A 19,136-nucleotide genomic window follows, 5' to 3' on the forward strand; every position below is an offset into this window, starting at 1 on the left:
GTCTTCTCCTCGCGGGTTAGGAGCGAACCAGGCGGGCGATGGCGTCGCTGGCTTCCGCGATCTTCGCGTCGGCCGCGCTGCCGCCCTCGCTGATGGCCTGGCTCACGCAGTGCTTGAGGTGCTCGTCGAGCAGCCCCAGTGAGACCGCCTGCAACGCCCTGGTGGCAGCGGAGATCTGAGTGAGCACGTCGATGCAGTACTCGTCGTTCTCGATCATCCGCTGCAAGCCGCGGACCTGGCCCTCGATCCGGCGGAGGCGGCGCAGGTGGGCGGTCTTGTTCTCGGCGTAGCCGTGCATGTCTCGCTCCTTCTCCTGCCACCGCGCGGCCGGCTGGTCATGCCGGGGGAGCGGTGGGCTCGGAGTCATTTATACCCTAGGGGGGTATGGGTATGTCAAAGGGTGGCGGTGTTGGGGGCGGGTGGGGTCGGTTTGCGAGGGCTGGTCGCGTTCCAGCGGAGGGGTAAGCCCCGATCGCGACGTGTGAATGCGTCGCCGCTACCCAGCCGCGTCTCACCCCAGCGCGGCACTGGTTGTGGGCGTGCCGTCCCAGCCGTCAAGGACGCGTAAAGATCACCCGGTAGCGCTCTGCGGCACCTCCACGCGCCGGTTATCTTGCGGGCACCAGGCGTCGAGGGGGTAGCTCGTGGCTGATCAGCGGACCGCGGACGACCCGTCCCGCCAGAAACTCGCGCACGACACCGTGCGGCTCGCGGTGATCGTCGGCGCGCTCGGCGTCGTGTTCGGCGACATCGGCACGAGCCCGATCTACACGATCCAGACCGTGTTCAACCCGGCGGACCCGCATCCGGTGCCGGTGAGCATCGCCAACGTCTACGGGGTCGTGTCGCTGATCTTCTGGTCGGTCATGATCATCGTGACCATCACGTACGTGCTGCTGGCGATGCGGGTCAACAACGACGGCGAGGGCGGCATCATGGCCCTCATCACGCTGTTGCGGAGGTGGAAGGCCAGGCAGGGGCGCAAGGCGGCCGCGACGCTGGCGGCGTTGGGGATCTTCGGGGCGGCGTTGTTCTTCGGCGACAGCATGATCACGCCGGCGATCTCGGTGCTGTCGGCCGTAGAGGGGTTGAAGGTCGTCGAGCCGGAGCTCGAACGGTTCGTCGTGCCGATCACCGCCGTGATCATCGTGGGGCTGTTCCTGGTGCAGCGGCGGGGAAGTGCCGCGGTCGGGCGGTTCTTCGGGCCGGTGATGATCCTGTGGTTCACCGCGATCGGCGCGGCCGGGATCGTGGGGATCGCGGGGCATCCGGAGATCCTCAAGGCGTTGTCGCCGACGTATGCGCTCGGGTTTTTGTTCGGGCACTTCGACATCGCGTTCTTCGCGCTGGCGGCGGTGGTGCTGGCGGTGACGGGTGCCGAGGCGCTCTACGCGGACATGGGGCACTTCGGGCGGCCCGCGATCGCGCGGGGGTGGTTGTTCCTGGTGTTGCCGGCGTGCGTGCTCAGTTATCTGGGGCAGGGCGCGCTGATCCTGGCGGACGAGAAGAACATCAGCGGGCCGTTCTTCCTCCTCGTGCCGGAGTGGGGGCGCTGGCCGATGGTGGTGCTGGCGACGGCGGCGACAGTCATCGCGTCGCAGGCGGTGATCACCGGCGCGTACTCGGTGGCGTCGCAGGCCGCGCAGCTCGGGTACCTGCCGCGGTTGCGGATCGCGCACACGTCCGAGTCGACGATCGGGCAGATCTACGTGCCGTGGATCAACTGGGTGCTGATGGTGTCGGTGCTGACGCTGGTGTTCGCGTTCCGGAGCTCGGCGGCGCTGGCGTTCGCGTTCGGCATGGCGGTGACCGGCACGATCACGATCACCACGTCGCTGTTCCTGTTCATCGCGCGCTGGAAGTTCGGGGCGCCGGCCTGGGCGATCGGGCTCGGGTGCGTGGTGCTGCTGGGTGTCGACCTGCTGTTCCTCGCGGCGAACCTGACCAAGCTGCTGCACGGCGCGTGGCTGCCGTTGCTGATCGGCCTCACCGCGTTCACGGTGATGACGACGTGGCAGCGCGGCCGGGCGATCGTCACCAGGGAACGCCGGGAGGCGGAAGGGTCGCTGCAGGCGTTCATCGAGGAACTGCACCGGCTGTCGCCCACGCGCGTGCCGGGCACGGCGGTGTTCCTCAACCGCGGCAAGGAAACCGCGCCGCTGGCCATGCGCGCGAACGTCGAGCACAACCAGGTGCTGCACGAACGCGTGGTGGTCGTGTCCATCGAGACCGAACCGGTGCCGCGCGTGCCGGTGGACCGACGGGTCGAGGTCGACGACCTGGGCCACAGCGACGACGGCATCATCCACGTGACCGCGCGGTTCGGGTACATGGAGACGCCGGACGTGCCCGCCGCGCTGGCGTTGCTCGACCCCGCGCGGACCGAGGGCGAGCTGAACCTCGGCCAGGCCCGGTACTTCCTGTCGAAGATCGAGCTGCAGCGCGGCAAGTCACCGACGATGGCCGGATGGCGCAAGCGGTTGTTCGTGGCCACGTCGTACATCACCGCGGACGCCGCCGAGCACTTCGGATTGCCCCGAGAGCGAACAGTGATCATGGGAGCGCACATCGATGTTTAGGTAGGGCATGAGCCCGTACTTGGAGCTGGAACCGACCACCGACAGCCCGAAGGTCGTGCTGGTCGCGGGCATTCCCGGCACCGGCAAGAGCACGCTCGCCGAAGCGCTGGCCCGGCGGCTGAAGGCGCCGATCTTCTCGATGGACTGGGTGCTGGGATCGTTGGTCCTGGCTCGCGCGATCACCGACGAGAACGCCGAGGCCGTGGTGGATCTGCAGCTCACCGCCCTGGTGGCCCGGCACGTCCAGTTGGGGATCGACGTGATCGTCGACGCGACCGGGCACACGCGGGAGGAGCGCGCGCAGTGGCGTGAGCTCGCGGAACGGCTCGGCGGCGAGTTCGTCGGGGTCGAGTGCGTCTGCTCGGACGAACGACTGCACCGCGAGCGGATCGAGGGCCGGTCACGCGGCATTCCCGGCTGGCACGCAACGGTTTCGTGGCAGCACGTCGAACGCATGCGCGGTCTGTGGCAGCCGTGGGAGGACGACCACCTGGTGCTCGACTCGGCCGTCGAAACCCCGGACAGCTCGGTGGAACGCGTCCTTCCCCGCCTCAGCTCACCGCCACCGGCCGGTGCCCGCCGAAGATGAGATCCCAGTCCAGTTCCGGCTCCGGAACCGGGCGTGGTTCGGGGATGTGGCCGTGGGTCGAGACGATGGAGCCGTTGAGGAACTGCCACATGTCGTCGCCTGCGCGCTGTTGCGTTCTGACGGCGGCTTTCCTCGGTTGCGGGATACCGGTCGGAATCGTTGCTATGAAACGAATTCCGTGGAACCCGTCGGCGTCGGTGGCCTCCAGCGTGCCGTGGTGCCTGGTGGCGATGCGACGGGCGATCGCGAGCCCGAGACCGGCGCCGCCCGCGGCCCGGGTACGCGCCTCGTCGAGCCGGGTGAACCGGTCGAAGACGCGTTCCCGGTCCGCTTCGGGGATGCCGGGACCGTCGTCGATGACCTCGAGCGTCGCGGCGGACCCGCCGCGCAGGCGCACGATCACCTCGGTGCCCGCGTGGCGTTCGGCGTTGTCCAGCAGGTTGCCGAGCAGCCGGGACAGCTGAGCCCGCCGCCCTGGAACGAGCACCTGGTCGTCGGCTTCCAGGGTGACCATCGCCCGGCGGGAGACTTCCCGGTGCGCCACGGCGGTGAGGTCGACGGTGTCCTGTTTGTCCAGTGCGTCGGCGTCCAACCTGGCCAGCAGCAACAGGTCCGTGGTCAGCTCCTGCAGCCGTTCGGCGTCCTCCAGCGCCGCCTTCACCACGGTGGGCCAGTCCGAGATGTGCGGATGTGAGAGCGCGATCTCCAGCTCGGCGCGCAGTGCGGCCAGTGGGCTGCGCAGCTCGTGCGAGGCGTCCGCGACGAACCTGCGGGTGTCCTCGACGGAGCGGTGCACCCGGTCGAGCGTCTCGTTCAGCGTGGCACCCAGCCGGGCGATCTCGTTGTCGGAGGACGGAACCGGGACGCGCCGGGTGAGGTTGTGCTCGTTGATCTCGGCCACCTCGACCCGCATCGCCTCCACCGGCCGCAGCACCCGGCTGACCGCGGCCAGCACCGTGATCGACACCAGTGCGGTGATCGAGGCGAGCGCGCCGAACAGGGTGAACGTCGCGTTGTTCAGCTGACGTTGTGCCTCGGAGACGACCGACCGCACCTCGTCGTGGCTGCGCTGCGGCCCATCACCGACCAGCTGGTACGGGGTGTTGTCGGGGTCGTTGAACGGCCACAGCGACAGGTGTGGCCGCACTTCGGTGCTCGAGTACCGGACGGCGATGCCCGGCGTGGAGATGAACTCGTGCTCGTCCAGCTGGAAGCAGCTGTAGACGCCGCACATGTAGACCGTGCGCGAGCTGTCCGCGGTCTGGGCGGTGAGCTGCTGGCGTTGCGACACCAGCAGCAGCGCCCCGGCGAGACCGATCAGCAGCGCGGTGATGGCCGTGGCCAGCACAGTGACCTTGACCTGCAAGGATCTCATCGATCCACCAACCGATAGCCGACGCCGCGCACGGTGGTGATGCTCCGCCGGTCGAACGGTGTGTCGATCTTGCGGCGCAACGCGCTGATGTAGACCTCGACGAGGTTGGGATCGGGGTCGTGCGTCGCGTCCCACACCCCGTCGATGATCTCCGACTTGGTGACGACCTCGCCCGCGTGCCTGAGCAGGAAGTTCAGCACCGAGAACTCCTTCGCCTTCAGGTCGATCCGCGTGGTGCCCCGGTGACACTCCCGGCTGACCGGATCGAGCACCAGGTCGCCGGCCCGCAGCAACACCGGCTGGGCGGTGCGCGACCGCCGGGCGAGCGCCCTGAGCCGCGCCACCAGCACCACGTAGGAGAACGGCTTGGTCAGGTAGTCGTCCGCGCCGGTGTCCAGCCCCTCGGCCTCGTCGAACTCGCCGTCCTTCGCGGTGAGCATCAGGATCGGCGTCCACACGCCCGCGTCCCGCAGCTCCTGGCAGACCCGGTAGCCGTTGAGGCCGGGCAGCATGATGTCCAGCACGATCACGTCGTACGGGTGCTCCCGCGCCCGCCACAGCCCGTCCGTGCCGTTGCGCTCCACGTCGACGGCGAACCCCTCGGCGGTCAGGCCGCGGGTGAGCAGGTCGGCGAGACGGGGATCATCTTCCACCACGAGCACGCGCATGGGAGCAGCCTGCCGCATCGCCCGTGATCGAGTCCTGAAATTCGGTTCAGGATCGTTCAGCGTCTCTTCAGGTTCGCCCTGGCAGGCTCTGCGCCGTGGACGGGGGGATCCACTCAGGGGGAGAAGGTGGCGGCGCCGCGCGGGGGAGCAGCGCTGCCACCTTCTGTGCACCTGGTGGGCGCTCTCTAGGAGGTGGTGATGCGGTAGAAGTTCGAGTAGTGGTCCGGCGAGAAGTAGACGTAACCGTTGGTGCGGTCACGGACGATCCGGTACGCGTCCCGGGCGGCACCGCAGGCCCGCGGGTAGACGTCGAACTCCTGGTAGGTGTGGCCGGCCGGCAGCTGGCCCTCGCGGTTCTGGAACGTGCCGCCCGCGAAGTTGCACCGCCCGCCCGGCCAGTCGTACCAGTCGCGCCGGGTCGGGTAACCCAGCGACTTCCACGTGTTGTTGGCGGTGATGGCCGCCGAACAGCGGGATTGCGTGCAGGAGTTGTAGACGGCGGCGTCGGCGGCGGGCGTGACGACCGTGGTCACACCGAGCACGGACGCGACGATGGCGAGAGCGGCGAGCAGGCGACGTGTCCAGTGCGGTTGCAGGGTTTGCACTTCAGACCTCCATCGGCAGGGAACCTGGATGTCGTGATCATTTCTGGTGATCACCACGAGCAGGTGAACGGCGGGGAACCATCCGCGCAACGGCTGTGGCCTCTTCACGTTCGCACAAATGGCGCAGTCACGGGTCGAACATCGGGTGTTCACCGATCACAGCCTCCGAACGCCGGAGTTGATCAACTCCGAACAGTTGATTGCGGGCGCGGCCACCGGCGATAAATTTGTCCTATGGCAGCACGGAAGCACTTTTTGGTGCTGTTGACCCTGATCATCTGCGCGACCGCCTGCACCGCCGAACAGGTCGGAGCGCCGCGCCCCGCACCGCGGATCTCGGCTCCTCCGTCGGTGGAGAACCTGCCGTCCACAAAGGTGCGATCCGTTGTCGACGGCCGCACCGTCGAACTGGCGGACGGCACGCGCGCCCGCATCTCGCTGCTCGCCGAACCGGTCTCGTGCAACGCCGCCGCAGCCCTGGAGTTCGCCACGAAGACGTTGCTGGACAAGGAAGTTCGCGTCAGCAGCATCACGCCCGGCGAAGTGTCGCTGATACTGCCGGACGGCACCGACTTCGCGCTGGCGGCCGTGTCCGCCGGTGTGCTGCGCACCTCCGGTGTGGACGGTGGCCCGCTGATGGAGGCGGAAACCCAGGCGTCAAAGGCGAAAATCGGACTTTGGGCGCAGGAGTGTCCCACCTCGACCCCCGCGCCGCCGCCTCCCGTCACGTCCACGTCCGCCGCGCCGCCGCCCGCCCCGCCCTGCGTGGTGGCCTACCGGATCAACAGCACGTGGCCCGGCGCGTTCCAGGCCGAGGTGACCATCCGCAACGTCAGCGGCGCGCTGATCAACGGCTGGGCGTTGCGCTGGCGGTTCCCCGACGGGCAGACGATCACGCAGATGTGGAACGCCACCGCGTCCCAGTCCGGCGCGGACGTGACCGCCACCAACGCCGGTTACACCGCCCTGATCGTGCCCGACGGTTCGATCTCGATCGGGTTCAACGGCTCGATCAACGGCCTCAACTCCGTGCCGGACGCGTTCACGCTGAACGGCGCCGCCTGCACGGTCGGCTAGTTCGTGCGGCTTTCCGTTCAGTGGAAAACCACCGTCGACGGAGGTCGGTGCGGCTGCCTAGCGTTCGACCGTGTGACGACCAGCCAGCACGAGATCAGCGACGAGATCGCGAAGCTCCAGGCCGACTCACCGAAGGGTGCGCCGCTGCTGGACTTCCCGCCCTACCGCAGCACCCTGCTGCGCCACCCGACCAAGGAGCTGCAGCTCGTCGACCCCGAGGGCGCCGAGCTGCTCGCCCCGGTGTTCGGCCACTCCGACGTCGACGCCGTCGAGGCCGACCTGACCCTCCAGCGCGGTGGCGAGCCGATCGGCGAACGCATCCGGGTGCACGGGCGCGTGCTCGACGGCGACGGCCGGCCGGTGCGCCGCCAGCTCGTCGAGATCTGGCAGGCCAACGCCGCCGGCCGGTACTCGCACCAGGGCGACCAGCACCCCGCTCCGCTGGACCCGAACTTCACCGGCGTCGGCCGGTGCCTCACCGACGACGACGGCTGGTACTCGTTCACGTCGATCAAGCCGGGCCCCTACCCGTGGCGCAACCACCACAACGCCTGGCGGCCCGCGCACATCCACTTCTCGTTGTTCGGCACGGACTTCACCCAGCGCCTGATCACGCAGATGTACTTCCCCGGCGACCAGCTGCTGGCGCTGGACCCGATCGCCCAGTCGATCACCGATCCGGGCGCGTTGTCCCGGTTGATCGCGACGTACGACCACGCTCAGTCCGAGCACGAGTGGCTGCTCGGCTACCGCTGGGACATCGTGTTGACCGGCAGCCACGCGACCTACCTGGAGCCGTCCGATGACTGAGACCCCCGGGCAGACCGTCGGCCCGTTCTTCCACCACGCGCTCGCGTACGCGGGCGACTCCGAGCTGGTGCCGTTCGGCTCGGCCGGATCCGTGGTGCTGCACGGCCACGTCTACGACGGTGCGGGCACTCCGGTGCCGGACGCGATGATCGAGATCCGGCAGGCCGACGCTTCCGGTGTGGTGCCGGCCGTCGGCGGGTCGTTGCGGCGACGCGGAGCCGGGTTCACCGGATGGGGGCGTTCCTGCACGGACAGCGCCGGGCGTTACTGGTTCAGCACCGTTGAGCCCGGGTTGCCGTTCTTCGCCGTGACGGTGTTCGCGCGCGGGTTGCTCAATCGGTTGTTCACGCGGATCTACCTGCCTGGGGCTGACGGCGCGATGGACGGGTTGGTCGCTGAACGGGAGCCGGACGGGCGGCTGCGGTTCGACATCCATCTGCAGGGGCCGTCCGAGACGGTGTTCTTCAAGTTCCCGCGGACCTGACCGTGCTGCCGGGCTCGTATCGCGCCGCCGGTCTGGTGGACGACGCCGCGTTCGTGCGGGCGATGGTGTCGGTCGAGGTCGCGTGGGCGCGGGTGCTCGGCAACCCGGTCTCGGTGGACGCCTGGGTGCCGACGCTGGACCCCCGTGAGGTCGAGGCTGCCGGAAATCCGGTGCTGCCGCTGGTGTCGGCGCTGCGTGCCGAGGTCTCCGGTCCGGTCCACACCGGACTGACGAGCCAGGACGTCCTCGACTCCGCCCTGATGTTGCTGGCGCGTGAGGTGTTGACGCGTGTCTCGGCTGATCTGGAACGGGTTGCTGTCGCGCTCGCCCGGCTGGCTGACGAGCATCGGGCGAGCGTGATGGCCGGGCGGACGTTGACGCAGTTCGCCGTGCCGATCACGTTCGGGCTCAAGGCCGCGCGGTGGCTGGTGGGCGTGCTGGACGCACTGGACGAGCTGGACGTCGTGTCGAGGAACCTGCCGGTGCAGTGTGGAGGTGCGGCGGGGACGTTGGCTCGGGTGGAGTCCGATCCGGTCGCGGCTGCTTCCGCGTTCGCGGACCACTTGGGACTGGTGTGGCCAGGGATGCCGTGGCACACCTATCGCGCGCCGGTCACGCGTCTTGGTGACGCGGTGGTGCGCGTGTGTGACGCGCTCGGTGTGATGGCGGCGGATCTGCTGACGTTGGGACGGCCCGAGATCGGTGAGGTCCGGGAGGGCGCGGTGGCGGGGCGCGGTGGGTCGTCGACCATGCCGCACAAGCGGAATCCGGTGTTGTCGGTGCTGGTGAACAGCGCGGCTTTGCAGGCTCCGCAGCTGGGCGCCCAGTTGCACCTGTGTTCGGCGCGGGCCGTGGACGAACGGCCGGACGGCGCTTGGCACGCGGAGTGGCCGGCGTTGCGGTCGCTGCTGGAGCTGGCCGTGGTGGCGGCTTCGCAGGCGGCCGAGCTGGTCGAGGGCCTCGAGGTGCACGCGGACGTGATGGCGCGGCGGGCTGCCGAGGCGGCGGGCGAGTTGCTGGCGGAGCGGGGCGGCGGGACGGACCCGGCCACCTACCTCGGTGCCGCCGAGGTGTTCGTGGACGACGTGCTGAAGCGGTGGGAGTCGCGATGAGCGTGGAGCTGAGCCTGACACGGCTGGCCGGGGCGGAGTCGTCGGAGCGGCTGTTGGTGGTCGGGCCTTCGCTGGGCACGTCGGTGGCGTTGCTCTGGCGGGAGTGCGCGCTGACCCTTGACGAACAGTTCGAGGTGATCGGCTGGGACCTGCCCGGCCACGGCTCGGGTGCTCCCGCGACGGAGCCGTTCACCGTCGAGGACATCGCGGACGAGCTCAGCGCGCGGGTGGTGGCGTTGGGCGGTGGAAGGCGGATCGAGTACGCCGGGGTGTCGTTAGGTGGCGCGGTCGGGTTCGAGCTGGCCACGCGGGCCGACGGGCCGTTCGAGGCGGTCGTGTGCATCGGGGCGGCGCCGCGGATCGGCGTGCCGGAGATGTGGCGGGAGCGGGCCGCGCTGGTGCGGCGGGCCGGTACGCCGGTGATGGTCGAGGGGTCGGCTCAGCGGTGGTTCGCGCCGGGCTTCGTCGAGCGCGCGCCTCGGGTGGCCGGGGCGGTGCTCAGGACGTTGGCGGACGCGGACCAGGAGTCGTACGCGTTGGCGTGCGAGGCGTTGGGGCGGTACGAAGCCGGTGCGGCCGTGCGGCCCTGCCAGGTGCTGGTGGGGGAGCACGACGTCGTGGTGTCGCCGGCGACGGCTGATCGGGTGCTCGGCGGGTGCGGGCATCTGCCGCCCGCCGAGGATCCGGTGATGGTGGCGCAGGTGTTGGTTCAGGTGCTTGAGGAGATGCGGTGTCCTACGACGACGGCATGAAGGTTCGGCGTGAGGTGTTGGGGGACGCGCATGTGGACGGCGTGACGCCGGACGAGTTCACGAAGGACTTCCAGGACTTCATCACGCGGTACGCGTGGGGTGAGATCTGGACGCGGCCTGGGCTGGATCGGCGGATGCGCAGCGCGATCACGCTCACGGCGTTGATCGCGTTCGGGCACTGGGACGAGTTGAAGATGCACGTCGCCGCGGCGCGGCGGAACGGGTTGAGCGTCGAGGAGATCGGCGAGGTGATCTTGCAGAGCGCGATCTACTGCGGGGTTCCCGCGGCGAACCACGCGTTCTCGGTGGCACGTCAAGTTTTGCGGGAGGACACGTGAAAACGCAGGTTGGCATCGTCGGTGCGGGACCCGCCGGTCTCATGCTCTCGCACCTGTTGTCGCTCAACGGAATCGACAGCATCGTCATCGACAACAGAACGCGCGTGGAGATCGAGAACACGGTCCGCGCCGGCATCCTGGAGGCCGACAGCGCCCGGCTGCTCGTCGACACCGGGGTGTCCGCCCGGGTGCTGCGCGACGGGCACCCGCACGAGGGCATCGACCTGCGGTTCGGCGGCGAGAGCCATCGCATCGACTTCCGCGCGCTCGTCGGCGAATCGGTCTGGCTCTACCCGCAGACCGACGTGTTCGTCGACCTGGCCAACGCCCGCGAGCGCGACGGCGGCGACGTGCGGTTCGGCGTCAGCGACACGTCGGTCGACCTCACCGAGCCCGCGATCCGCTTCACCGACAGCGACGGCGTGCGGCAGGAGGTGCGCTGCGACCTGCTCGTCGGCGCGGACGGCTCCCGCTCGATCTGCCGGGCGCAGGTACCGGAAGCCGTGCGCACGCACAGCTTCCGCGAGTACCCGTTCGCCTGGTTCGGCATCATCACCGAGGCCCCGCGCAGCGCCCCCGAACTGGTCTACGCGCACTCGCCGCGCGGGTTCGCGTTGATCAGCCAGCGCACCGAGACCCACCAGCGCATGTACTTCCAGTGCGACCCGGAGACCGACCCCGCGGCGTGGTCGGCGGACCAGATCTGGGAGGAGCTGCAGTCCCGCGTCGCCGGACCGGACGGCTTCACGCTGAACGAGGGACCGATCACCGAGAAGACCGTGCTGCGCTTCCGGTCGTTCGTCGCGGAACCCATGCGCCACGGCAAACTCCTGCTCGCCGGCGACGCGGCCCACACCGTGCCGCCGACCGGCGCGAAGGGCCTCAACCTGGCACTGGCGGACGTGCGAGTGCTGGCCGAGGTCATCGAACGCGCGCTGCTCAAGAACGACGGCGACGCGTTGGACGAGTACGGGCCGCGCGCGCTGGACCGCGTGTGGAAGGCGCAACACTTCTCGTACTGGATGACCACGATGCTGCACGCCCTGCCCGGCGCGACGGACTTCGACGTGCGGCGGCAGCTCGGCGAACTGGGCTCGGTGGTCGGATCCGAGGCGGGGTCGCGGTTCCTGGCCGAGGGCTACACCGGCCGCTGGCCCGCGTAGGGCAGCAGCTCCACCTTGCCGCCGCGGTGGCCGGGTGGAACGACCGCGAGCGCGTCGGCCAGCGCCGCACCCCACAGCGAACCCGGCCGGTCGTGGCCGGCCGGGAAGGCTTCTCCTCCGGTGCGGACGACCGGCACCAGGCGGGTGTCCTTCGGATGGGCACCGACGTCCTGAAGCCGTGCGGTGACAGGTGACTGGACGGTGTGGCCGCCGAGGGTGTCGAGCAACGGCCGGAGCAGGGTCAGGATCGCGGCCAGGGCGGCGAACGGGTTGCCCGGCAGGCCGGCCACGCACCGGCCGTCGGGGAGGACGGCGAGCAGCATCGGGTGGCCTGGGCGGCAGGCGACGCCGCTGACCAGGATCTCCGCGTCCAGATCGGCCAGGACGCGGCGGAGGTGGTCCGCCGGGCCGACCGAGGTGGCGCCGCACGTGACGAGGACGTCGGCTGTGTCGAAGTTGAGGGCGGCTGGGGCGTGCGGCGGCGTGGCGCCGAGGACGTCGGCAGTGTCGGACGTCAGCGCGTCGGCGAGAGCGGCCGGATCGTCGCGCAGGTGGGTGGTGCCGAGCAGGTCGGCTCCGGTCAGCAGACCGGGAAGCATCGGACCGATGGCGTCGCGAACCCGGCCAGGGCGCGGTGGTCCGGAGTGCAGGAGCTCGTCACCGGTCACGATCACAGCCACGCGGGGACGGCGATGCACCAGCACGGTGTCGTGGCCGGCCCCCGCGGCGAGACCCAGGACGGCCGGCGTGACGAGGGAACCGGCAGGAACCAGCTCGTCGCCGGCTGACCAGTCCTCGCCCCGGCGGCGGATGTGTTTGCCGGGCACGCCCTCGCCGTCCAGCCGCGCGCCGTCCACCGTGCAGATCTCCACCGGCAGCACGAGGTCCGACCCGTCCGGCACCGGCGCGCCGGTGGCCACGCCGAACGCCTCCCCGGAGCCCAGCACCACCGCCGGGACCGGGTCGCCGGCGGCCACGCGTCCCACGATCGTCCACGGGCCCGGCCCGGCCGCCGCGTAACCGTCCATCGCCGAGGTGTCGCAGGCCGGCTGACTGGCCAGGGCGCGCACCCCTGAGGCCAGCGCGAGGCCCAGGCCGTCGGCGAGAGGGACCTCGACGGCCTCCAGCGGTTTGGCTGCTTCCCGTGCTGTCTGACGGGCCAGCGTCCAGGGCATGTTCATGTGGGCTCCCGTGGTATAGCCTACCTCATACTGTATGCAATCCTCGGAACGGGGTGAAGGGCATGCCAGTCGCGACTTACGTCCGTGATCACGTCGGCAGGCTCTACCGGGTGGGGGAGACCGACGTCGAGGTGTCGGGGCGCTCGCGCCGTGCGGTGCTGTGGGCGGCGTGGGCGGCGATGCTCGCGGCCGGCATCGGGCAGTACGGCTTCGGAGCGCTGATCCCGCAACTGCAGGACCGGTGGAGCGTGCCGGAGTTGTTCTGGGCCTTGGCGTTGTGGACCGTGTGCCAGGCGGGCACGGCGTTCCCGGCGGCCTGGTTGAGGCAGCAGAAGAGACTCACGGCGACCGGCGCCATGTGGATCGGCGCGATCCTGTGCGGGACAGGGCTGTTGACGCTCGGGCAGGGCCAGTTGGTCGGGTACGCGGTGCTCGGTGGCATCGGCGCCGGCCTGGTCTACGCGACGTGCCTCGGCACGGTCGTCCGGTGGTATCCGGAGCGCGTCACCAGGAAGGTCGCGTTCGTCAGCGCGGCGTTCCCGTACGGGTCGGTGCCGTTCGTGATCGCCGCCGGGATCTTCTTCGGCAATGGCTTCCTGCTGCAGGCGGCCATCGCGATCACCGTGATCGTGGCGGTGGCGGGCGTGTTCATGAAGGACCCGCCCGAGCACTGGTGGCCGTCGCACGTCCCGCCGCGCGAGTGGGCGTTGGATCGGGCACGGGTGCCGAACCGTGCGGCGCTCAAGGAGTTCAGGCCCGAAGAAGCCATGCGGTGCGGCACGTTCTGGTGGCTGTACGGCGGTGTGGCGTTCGCGGCGGCGGTCTCGCTCTACGATCTGGCGTACCTGCCGCTGTTCGTCGGCGACAAGGTGCTCGGGGCGGTCGCACTGGCCACCCTCGCCGCGGCCACCGGTACCGGACGGGTGCTGGTCGGGCGGATCTCGGACCGGATCGGACGCAGGAAGGCGCTCGTCTGGACCTTGGCGACCGGTGGGCTGGCGCAGTTCGTCCTGCTGTACTCGCAGAACACGGTCGGCCTGCTGATCGGCGCGACGCTCGCGGGCCTGGGCACCGGCTGCTGTTACTCGTTGCTGGTCGGCGTCACCCGCGAGTACTTCGGCGAGACGAACGGCGCGCAGAACTTCGGCGTGCTCTACACCGCGAAGGCCGCCGGGGCGCTCCTGGCCGCCATCGTGCTCGCCTCACAGGGGCCCACGTTCGCCTTCATCGCGGCAGGCGTGCTCGGGCTGGCCGGCGCGGTGCTCACCAGACACCTCTCGCAACCGGGAAGGCCCCGGCTGTGAGCCGCGTGCCCGTCCTTGCGAGAGGCTGGCACGAGACACCCGCGGACGGCTGTTGCCTGATGGAACTGACATCGGTGCTCGCGGGCGAGGTGTGGTCGGACCGGCCCGCCTGCGTGCACCCGGTGCTGGCGTGTGTGGCGCGGTGCGTCAACGATCAGTCCACAGCGGACGGACGACGCAAGCTGTTGCCGTTCGCCACCAAGGTGATCGGGACGCAGAAGGCGCCGGCCCGAGCACTGGTAGCGCATTGTGTGCGCCGGGCCGGGATCGTCGTGCCGAGGTGGTGGCCGCGCGACTGGGTCGTGGTCAGGGCGGTGCGGACGATGACCGGGGACGAGGTGTTGCGGCGCCTGCTCGACGAGTGCGTCGCGATCTGCAGGGAGGAAACACGTGGGACGGGTGACGAGCAGGCGGCGCGTGGTGCGGCTGGTGGACGACGCGGCCACCGCGCGACCGGACACGCTGGCGGTCGAGGAACCGCTGGAGATCCGCGTGCGGGGCAAGTCCCTCGCCGTGACCATGCGCACGCCGGGTGACGACTTCGACCTCGCGGCGGGTTTCCTGGTCAGCGAAGGCGTTGTGCGCGACCCGTCCGACATCGCCTCCATCCGCTACTGCGCGGGCGCCACGGCGGACGGCGGCAACACCTACAACGTGCTGGACGTCGGACTCGGCGAAGGCGTCGCGCCACCCGACCCGTCGATCGAGCGCAACTTCTACACCACCTCGTCGTGCGGCCTGTGCGGCAAGGCGAGCCTGGACGCCGTGCGCACCACCGCGACCTGGCAGGTGGCGGCCGACCCGATCCGGCTCGACCCGAAGACGATCACCGAGTTCCCGACGAAACTCCGTGCCGCGCAACGGGTCTTCGACCGCACGGGCGGGCTGCACGCGGCCGGGCTGTTCGACGCCGACGGCAACCTGCTGTGCCTGCGCGAGGACGTCGGCCGGCACAACGCGGTGGACAAGGTCGTCGGCTGGGCCACCCGAAACGGACGGCTGCCGCTGACGAGCACCGTGCTGATGGTGAGCGGCCGGGCGTCGTTCGAGCTGGTGCAGAAGGCGGTCATGGCGGGGATCCCGGTGCTCACCGCGGTGTCCGCGCCGTCGTCGCTGGCCGCGGACCTCGCCGAGGAGATGGGCGTGACGCTCGTCGGGTTCCTCCGGGGCAGCTCGATGAACGTCTACACAGGAGGACACCGCCTCGGCCTCACGGTCGGAGCGCGTTAGTCCGTAAGGAGTCCTCCGCGCGGATGATGCCGCGCGACGGACGCGATCTTGGTACGAACCGCATAACGTTCACGGCATGTTGAACGTGAGGGGGATCAGCCGAAGCTTCGGCGATCACAAGGTGCTCGACGAGGTGAGCTTCGACGTGCGGCCCGGCCGGATGACGGGCTTCCTCGGCGCCAACGGGTCGGGCAAGACGACCACGATGCGCATCGTGCTGGGGGTGCTCGCCGCGCACGGGGGTTCGGTGAGCTGGCAGGACCAGGAGATCACACCGCAGAACCGCCCGCACTTCGGGTACATGCCGGAAGAACGCGGCCTGTACCCGAAGATGAAGGTGCGCGAGCAGATCACCTGGCTCGGCCGCCTGCACGGCGTCGAGAGGACGGTCGCGCAGCGCAACACCGACCAGCTGCTCGAGGACCTGGAGCTGACCGGGCGTGCGAACGACCGGCTGGAACAGCTGTCGCTCGGCAACCAGCAGCGCGTGCAGATCGCCGCCGCGCTGGTGCACGACCCCGAGGTGCTGATCCTCGACGAGCCGTTCTCCGGCCTCGACCCGATCGCCGTCGAGACCGTGCTGGACGTGCTGCGCAAGCGGGCGGCGAGCGGGGTACCGGTGCTGTTCTCCAGCCACCAGCTGGCGATCGTGGAACGCCTCTGCGACGACGTGGTGATCATCTCGAAGGGACGGATCGCCGCGAAGGGCTCGCGCGAGGAACTGCGGCAGACCCACGCGGGCGACCGCTACGAGATCGTCGTCGCGGAGGACGCGGGCTGGATCCGCGACGTGCCCGGCACGACGCTCCTGGAGCTCGACGGGCCGCGCGCGGTGTTCGAGTCCGCACCCCAGCAGGTTCTCAAGGCCGCCTTGGACCGCGGTGAGGTCCGCTCGTTCACGCCCGTCGTGCCCACGCTCGACGAGATCTTCAAGGAAGTGATCTGACATGGCCGTGACCACTTCCAAGAAGGCGTCCTTCTCCCAGGCGACGTGGCTCGTCGCCGAACGTGAGATGAAGACCCTGGTCACCACCAAGGGTTTCTGGATCGGCTTCCTCTTCACGGTCGTCGCGCTGTTCGCGCTCACCGTGCTGCCGACCGTGTTCGGCGGTGACAACCCGAAGGTCGCGGCGGTCGGTTCGGCCGTGCAGGTGGTGCAGGGCAAGCAACTCGACGTCCAGGAGGTCTCCACCGTCCAGGAGGCCGCGGACCTCGTCAGGGCCGACGACGTCGAGGCGGCGATCGTGCCGGACGGCAGCGGGATCAAGGTCCTCGCCCTGAACGACCCGCCGAACGACGTGATCCGCGAGCTCGTCCAGTCGCCTCCGGTCGAACTGCTGGAGGCCTCCGCGGTGAACAACGGCCAGCGGTCCGTCACGGTGGTGGTGTTCGGGCTGGTGTTCCTGATGTTCGGCATGGGCGGCGCGGCGATCGCGCAGAGCACCGTGACCGAGAAGCAGACCCGGATCGTGGAGATCCTGGTGTCCACCGTGCCGGTGCGGGCGCTGCTCGCGGGCAAGATCCTCGGGCACACGATCCTCACCCTCGGCCAGGTGGTCGTGCTCGCGCTCACCGCGCCGATCGCGCTGCGGGTCGCCGGGCTGGGCGAGCTGCTGGGGGTGGTGGCGCCTGCGCTGGGCTGGTTCGTGCCGTTCGTGATGCTCGGGTTCGTGCTGATCTCGTCGATGTGGGCGGTCGCGGGCTCACTGGTCAGCCGCCAGGAGGACCTCGGCTCCACCATGGGCGTGGTCATGCTCGCGGTGATGGGCCCGTACTTCGGCGTGCAGTTCTTCCACGAGAACCCCGCGGTGCTCGCCGTGATGTCGTTCGTGCCCTTCACCGCCGGGGTCGCGATGCCGGTCCGGTTGTTCGCGCAGCAGGCCGAAGCGTGGGAGGCGCTGGTCTCGCTCGGGATCCTGGCGGCGACCGTCACGGTGATCCTGCTGGTCGCGTCGCGGCTCTACACCGGATCGCTCATGCAGACCGGTGGGCGGGTGAAGTTGTCCAAGGCCTGGGCACCTGCAGAATGAGCGGATGATCGCTGATCCGATTCGCCTCGCCGTCGTCGGCCTGGGCGCCATGGGCACCCGGATGCTGACGGCGGCGCAGGCACATCCCGGCTACACCGTGGTCGCGGGTGTCGACGTCGTACCCCGCAGGCTGGATGTTCCCGTCGTGCCCTCGCTCGACGACGTGCTGTCCGATGTGGACGCGGTGTACGTCGCGACCCCGCCCGCGTCCCACGCCTCGCTCGTGACCACGGCGTTCGAGGCGGGCAAGGCGGTGTTCTGCGAGAAGCCGCTCGCCGTCGACCTCGCCGAAGCCCGCGCGATGGCGGCCGCGGCCAAGGGACGGCCGAACGCGGTGAACTTCGCGTTGTCCGACATGGTGGCGACGATCGAGATCGAACGGCGGCTGGCCGAGCTGGGCGCGCTGCGCGGAGTGGAGATCAGGCTGCAGTTCCCGCGCTGGCCGCGGGCGTTCCAGGCGGACGCGGAGTGGCTCGCGCGGTCCGCGCAGGGCGGGTTCGTCCGCGAGGTGTTGTCGCACTTCGTCTACCTGACGGACCGGCTGCTCGGGCCGCTCACCGTCGAGTCGGTGTCGTCGGACTTCCCCGAGCCCGGCGCCGCCGAGGTGGCCGCACGCGGTGTGCTGCGGGGCAGCGGCGTGCCGGTGCACGTGTCGGCGTTCTCCGGGCTGGCCGGGCCCGAGGTCTACGAGTGGACGGCGTGGGGCACCGAACGTTCGCTGCGCCTCGAACAGTGGGCCTCTCTGTCCATTTCGGATGGTGGTGCGTGGAAGCCGGTGCCGTTGCGGCAGACGGGTTCCGAACACTCGCGGCTCACGCTGTTCGCGCAGGCCGTGCGGGGTGAACACCCGCGCGACCTGGCGAACTTCGACAGCGGACTGCGGGTGGCCGAGGTGGTCGAGGCCTTCCTGCGTCAGTGACGGCGGACGTGCTCGAGGATCGCGTCGGTCAGCACCGCGTGCATCGCGGCCGGGAGGCTGTGCCCCATGCCGTCGAGCTCCACCAACCGCGCGTCCGGCAGCAGACCGGCCAGGTGACGGCCGAAACCGAGCGGGTAGAACGGATCCTCGCTCGCCTGCAGCACCAGGGTCGGCGTCTCGGCCCGGCGCAGGTCGTCCGCGCCACGCGGCAGTGCCGCGGCGCCGAGCCGCACGTGTCCGGTGGCCGGCAGGAACGTGCCCGCGTGTGCGATGGCGCGTTCCTCCAGCCGCCGGTACTCCGCCGCGTCGAACGGCAACCGGTCACCGTGCAGCTCCCGCCAGAGCGCCACGCGACGCTCCAGCTCGGACTCCACGTCCGCCCCCGGTTCGGCGAGCGCGATCATCCTGCTGATCCGCTCGCCGTTGTCCGGCTGCGTCTCGTCCGTCGTGCCCATGTCGAGGGCGCCGGTGAGCGCGAGCGTGAGGGAGCGCAGGCGCTCGGGGTGGTCCACGGCCAGCAGCTGACCGATGAGACCGCCCATCGACACGCCGACGACGTGGGCCTTGTCCACGCCGTGCGCGTCCAGCACCGCGAGAGCGTCCTGCGTGAGGTCGGCGAAGTCGTAGGTGGCGTCCGGCACCGTCGTCGACTTCCCGGTGTCGCGGTGGTCGTACCGGATCACCCGGTACCCGCCGCCCACCAGCAGTGCGACGAACTCGTCCGGCCACCCCATCGCGGACGCGTTGGCGCCCATGATCAGGAAGATCGGCGGGGCCGCCGGATCACCGAGGTCCTCGCTCCACAGCCGGACCTCTCCCGTTTCGACGACACGCTCTGCCACCACGCCCCCTGACCTTGATCAACTCCATCCCACGCTACCCGAGCCGGAAAATGCGTTTGACCGTGTTCGGCAGGATCG

The 19,136-nt window shown here is 70.0% G+C and carries 20 protein-coding genes; 14 read left to right on the forward strand and 6 right to left on the reverse strand.

What is annotated here, in order from left to right; genetic code table 11:
- Positions 1–16 precede the first annotated feature (16 nt).
- Positions 17–298 carry a metal-sensitive transcriptional regulator gene (locus tag G7043_RS14795; RefSeq protein WP_166046181.1) on the reverse strand — a complete coding sequence of 94 codons (282 nt, stop codon included), beginning with the start codon at positions 296–298 and terminating at the stop codon, positions 17–19.
- 346 nt (positions 299–644) lie between these two features.
- Between G7043_RS14795 and G7043_RS14800 the strand changes: the two genes are divergently transcribed.
- Both G7043_RS14800 and G7043_RS14805 read left to right on the forward strand, forming a co-directional pair.
- A complete protein-coding gene (locus tag G7043_RS14800) occupies positions 645–2,579 on the forward strand; it encodes a potassium transporter Kup (protein ID WP_166046182.1) in 1,935 nt (644 codons plus the stop codon).
- Positions 2,580–2,586: 7 nt separating this feature from the next.
- A complete protein-coding gene (locus tag G7043_RS14805; RefSeq protein WP_166046183.1) occupies positions 2,587–3,168 on the forward strand; it encodes an AAA family ATPase in 582 nt (193 codons plus the stop codon).
- On the opposite strand, the gene G7043_RS14810 is transcribed toward G7043_RS14805, so the two are convergent.
- The 3 genes from G7043_RS14810 to G7043_RS14820 all read right to left on the reverse strand — a co-directional run bounded on the left by G7043_RS14810 (position 3,131) and on the right by G7043_RS14820 (position 5,816).
- Positions 3,131–4,543 (reverse strand): sensor histidine kinase, encoded by a 1,413-nt coding sequence (locus G7043_RS14810; RefSeq protein WP_166046184.1) that lies wholly within the window; start codon positions 4,541–4,543, stop codon positions 3,131–3,133. The genes G7043_RS14805 and G7043_RS14810 overlap by 38 nt on opposite strands.
- A complete protein-coding gene (locus tag G7043_RS14815; protein ID WP_166046185.1) occupies positions 4,540–5,211 on the reverse strand; it encodes a response regulator in 672 nt (223 codons plus the stop codon). Before G7043_RS14815 ends, G7043_RS14810 begins: the two co-directional genes overlap by 4 nt.
- Positions 5,212–5,396: 185 nt before the next feature.
- Positions 5,397–5,816: a ribonuclease domain-containing protein gene (locus G7043_RS14820; RefSeq protein ID WP_166046186.1), complete on the reverse strand. Its 420-nt coding sequence runs from the start codon at positions 5,814–5,816 to the stop codon at positions 5,397–5,399.
- A gap of 234 nt (positions 5,817–6,050) precedes the next feature.
- Here G7043_RS14820 and G7043_RS14825 point away from each other — a divergent pair, with 234 nt between their 5' ends.
- From G7043_RS14825 to G7043_RS14855, 7 genes are all read left to right on the forward strand, one after another.
- Entirely contained in the window at positions 6,051–6,893 is an 843-nt protein-coding gene (locus G7043_RS14825) for a cellulose binding domain-containing protein (RefSeq protein ID WP_166046187.1), read from the forward strand.
- Between the two features lie 72 nt (positions 6,894–6,965).
- Positions 6,966–7,703, forward strand: coding sequence for a protocatechuate 3,4-dioxygenase subunit beta (pcaH, locus tag G7043_RS14830; protein ID WP_166046188.1), 738 nt, complete (start codon positions 6,966–6,968; stop codon positions 7,701–7,703).
- Positions 7,696–8,187, forward strand: coding sequence for a protocatechuate 3,4-dioxygenase subunit alpha (gene pcaG / locus G7043_RS14835; protein WP_166046189.1), 492 nt, complete (start codon positions 7,696–7,698; stop codon positions 8,185–8,187). The genes pcaH and pcaG overlap by 8 nt, the downstream gene beginning before the upstream one ends.
- A 2-nt stretch (positions 8,188–8,189) precedes the next feature.
- Positions 8,190–9,299: a lyase family protein gene (locus G7043_RS14840; RefSeq protein ID WP_313887881.1), complete on the forward strand. Its 1,110-nt coding sequence runs from the start codon at positions 8,190–8,192 to the stop codon at positions 9,297–9,299.
- Positions 9,296–10,051: an alpha/beta fold hydrolase gene (locus G7043_RS14845; protein ID WP_166046190.1), complete on the forward strand. Its 756-nt coding sequence runs from the start codon at positions 9,296–9,298 to the stop codon at positions 10,049–10,051. Before G7043_RS14840 ends, G7043_RS14845 begins: the two co-directional genes overlap by 4 nt.
- The gene (locus tag G7043_RS14850; protein ID WP_166046389.1) at positions 10,048–10,389 is read left to right on the forward strand and encodes a carboxymuconolactone decarboxylase family protein; all 342 of its coding nucleotides are present in this window, start codon (positions 10,048–10,050) and stop codon (positions 10,387–10,389) included. Before G7043_RS14845 ends, G7043_RS14850 begins: the two co-directional genes overlap by 4 nt.
- Entirely contained in the window at positions 10,386–11,552 is a 1,167-nt protein-coding gene (locus G7043_RS14855; protein ID WP_313887882.1) for a 4-hydroxybenzoate 3-monooxygenase, read from the forward strand. The genes G7043_RS14850 and G7043_RS14855 overlap by 4 nt, the downstream gene beginning before the upstream one ends.
- Here the strand turns inward: G7043_RS14855 and G7043_RS14860 are convergent.
- A complete protein-coding gene (locus G7043_RS14860) occupies positions 11,528–12,733 on the reverse strand; it encodes a molybdopterin molybdotransferase MoeA (RefSeq protein WP_166046191.1) in 1,206 nt (401 codons plus the stop codon). The genes G7043_RS14855 and G7043_RS14860 overlap by 25 nt on opposite strands.
- Before the next feature lie 62 nt (positions 12,734–12,795).
- Here G7043_RS14860 and G7043_RS14865 point away from each other — a divergent pair, with 62 nt between their 5' ends.
- The 5 genes from G7043_RS14865 to G7043_RS14885 all read left to right on the forward strand — a co-directional run bounded on the left by G7043_RS14865 (position 12,796) and on the right by G7043_RS14885 (position 18,216).
- Positions 12,796–14,037, forward strand: coding sequence for an MFS transporter (locus G7043_RS14865; RefSeq protein WP_166046192.1), 1,242 nt, complete (start codon positions 12,796–12,798; stop codon positions 14,035–14,037).
- A gap of 390 nt (positions 14,038–14,427) precedes the next feature.
- A complete protein-coding gene (gene fdhD / locus G7043_RS14870; RefSeq protein WP_166046193.1) occupies positions 14,428–15,267 on the forward strand; it encodes a formate dehydrogenase accessory sulfurtransferase FdhD in 840 nt (279 codons plus the stop codon).
- A 76-nt stretch (positions 15,268–15,343) separates the two neighbouring features.
- Positions 15,344–16,213, forward strand: a complete 870-nt coding sequence (locus G7043_RS14875; protein WP_166046194.1) for an ABC transporter ATP-binding protein — start codon at positions 15,344–15,346, stop codon at positions 16,211–16,213.
- A gap of 1 nt (position 16,214) precedes the next feature.
- Complete coding sequence (locus tag G7043_RS14880) at positions 16,215–17,297, forward strand: ABC transporter permease (RefSeq protein ID WP_166046195.1); 1,083 nt, start codon at positions 16,215–16,217, stop codon at positions 17,295–17,297.
- 4 nt (positions 17,298–17,301) lie between these two features.
- Positions 17,302–18,216 carry a Gfo/Idh/MocA family protein gene (locus tag G7043_RS14885; protein WP_166046196.1) on the forward strand — a complete coding sequence of 305 codons (915 nt, stop codon included), beginning with the start codon at positions 17,302–17,304 and terminating at the stop codon, positions 18,214–18,216.
- On the opposite strand, the gene G7043_RS14890 is transcribed toward G7043_RS14885, so the two are convergent.
- Positions 18,210–19,061: an alpha/beta fold hydrolase gene (locus tag G7043_RS14890; protein WP_313887883.1), complete on the reverse strand. Its 852-nt coding sequence runs from the start codon at positions 19,059–19,061 to the stop codon at positions 18,210–18,212. The two genes, G7043_RS14885 and G7043_RS14890, sit on opposite strands and share 7 nt — an antisense overlap.
- Positions 19,062–19,136: the final 75 nt, after the last annotated feature.

This window comes from Lentzea alba (genome assembly GCF_011067745.1).
GTDB lineage: Bacteria > Actinomycetota > Actinomycetes > Mycobacteriales > Pseudonocardiaceae > Lentzea > Lentzea alba.

What these genes read in the sequence shown, in the direction of transcription:
- G7043_RS14795 (WP_166046181.1), bottom strand. Translation starts at nt 298, where the DNA reads ATGCACGGCTACGCCGAGAACAAGACCGCCCACCTGCGCCGCCTCCGC.
- G7043_RS14815 (WP_166046185.1), bottom strand. Translation starts at nt 5,211, where the DNA reads ATGCGCGTGCTCGTGGTGGAAGATGATCCCCGTCTCGCCGACCTGCTC.
- G7043_RS14880 (WP_166046195.1), top strand. Translation starts at nt 16,215, where the DNA reads ATGGCCGTGACCACTTCCAAGAAGGCGTCCTTCTCCCAGGCGACGTGG.
- pcaG (WP_166046189.1), top strand. Translation starts at nt 7,696, where the DNA reads ATGACTGAGACCCCCGGGCAGACCGTCGGCCCGTTCTTCCACCACGCG.
- G7043_RS14860 (WP_166046191.1), bottom strand. Translation starts at nt 12,733, where the DNA reads ATGAACATGCCCTGGACGCTGGCCCGTCAGACAGCACGGGAAGCAGCC.
- G7043_RS14845 (WP_166046190.1), top strand. Translation starts at nt 9,296, where the DNA reads ATGAGCGTGGAGCTGAGCCTGACACGGCTGGCCGGGGCGGAGTCGTCG.
- G7043_RS14875 (WP_166046194.1), top strand. Translation starts at nt 15,344, where the DNA reads ATGTTGAACGTGAGGGGGATCAGCCGAAGCTTCGGCGATCACAAGGTG.
- G7043_RS14885 (WP_166046196.1), top strand. Translation starts at nt 17,302, where the DNA reads ATGATCGCTGATCCGATTCGCCTCGCCGTCGTCGGCCTGGGCGCCATG.
- G7043_RS14825 (WP_166046187.1), top strand. Translation starts at nt 6,051, where the DNA reads ATGGCAGCACGGAAGCACTTTTTGGTGCTGTTGACCCTGATCATCTGC.
- G7043_RS14865 (WP_166046192.1), top strand. Translation starts at nt 12,796, where the DNA reads ATGCCAGTCGCGACTTACGTCCGTGATCACGTCGGCAGGCTCTACCGG.
- G7043_RS14810 (WP_166046184.1), bottom strand. Translation starts at nt 4,543, where the DNA reads ATGAGATCCTTGCAGGTCAAGGTCACTGTGCTGGCCACGGCCATCACC.
- G7043_RS14850 (WP_166046389.1), top strand. Translation starts at nt 10,048, where the DNA reads ATGAAGGTTCGGCGTGAGGTGTTGGGGGACGCGCATGTGGACGGCGTG.
- G7043_RS14805 (WP_166046183.1), top strand. Translation starts at nt 2,587, where the DNA reads ATGAGCCCGTACTTGGAGCTGGAACCGACCACCGACAGCCCGAAGGTC.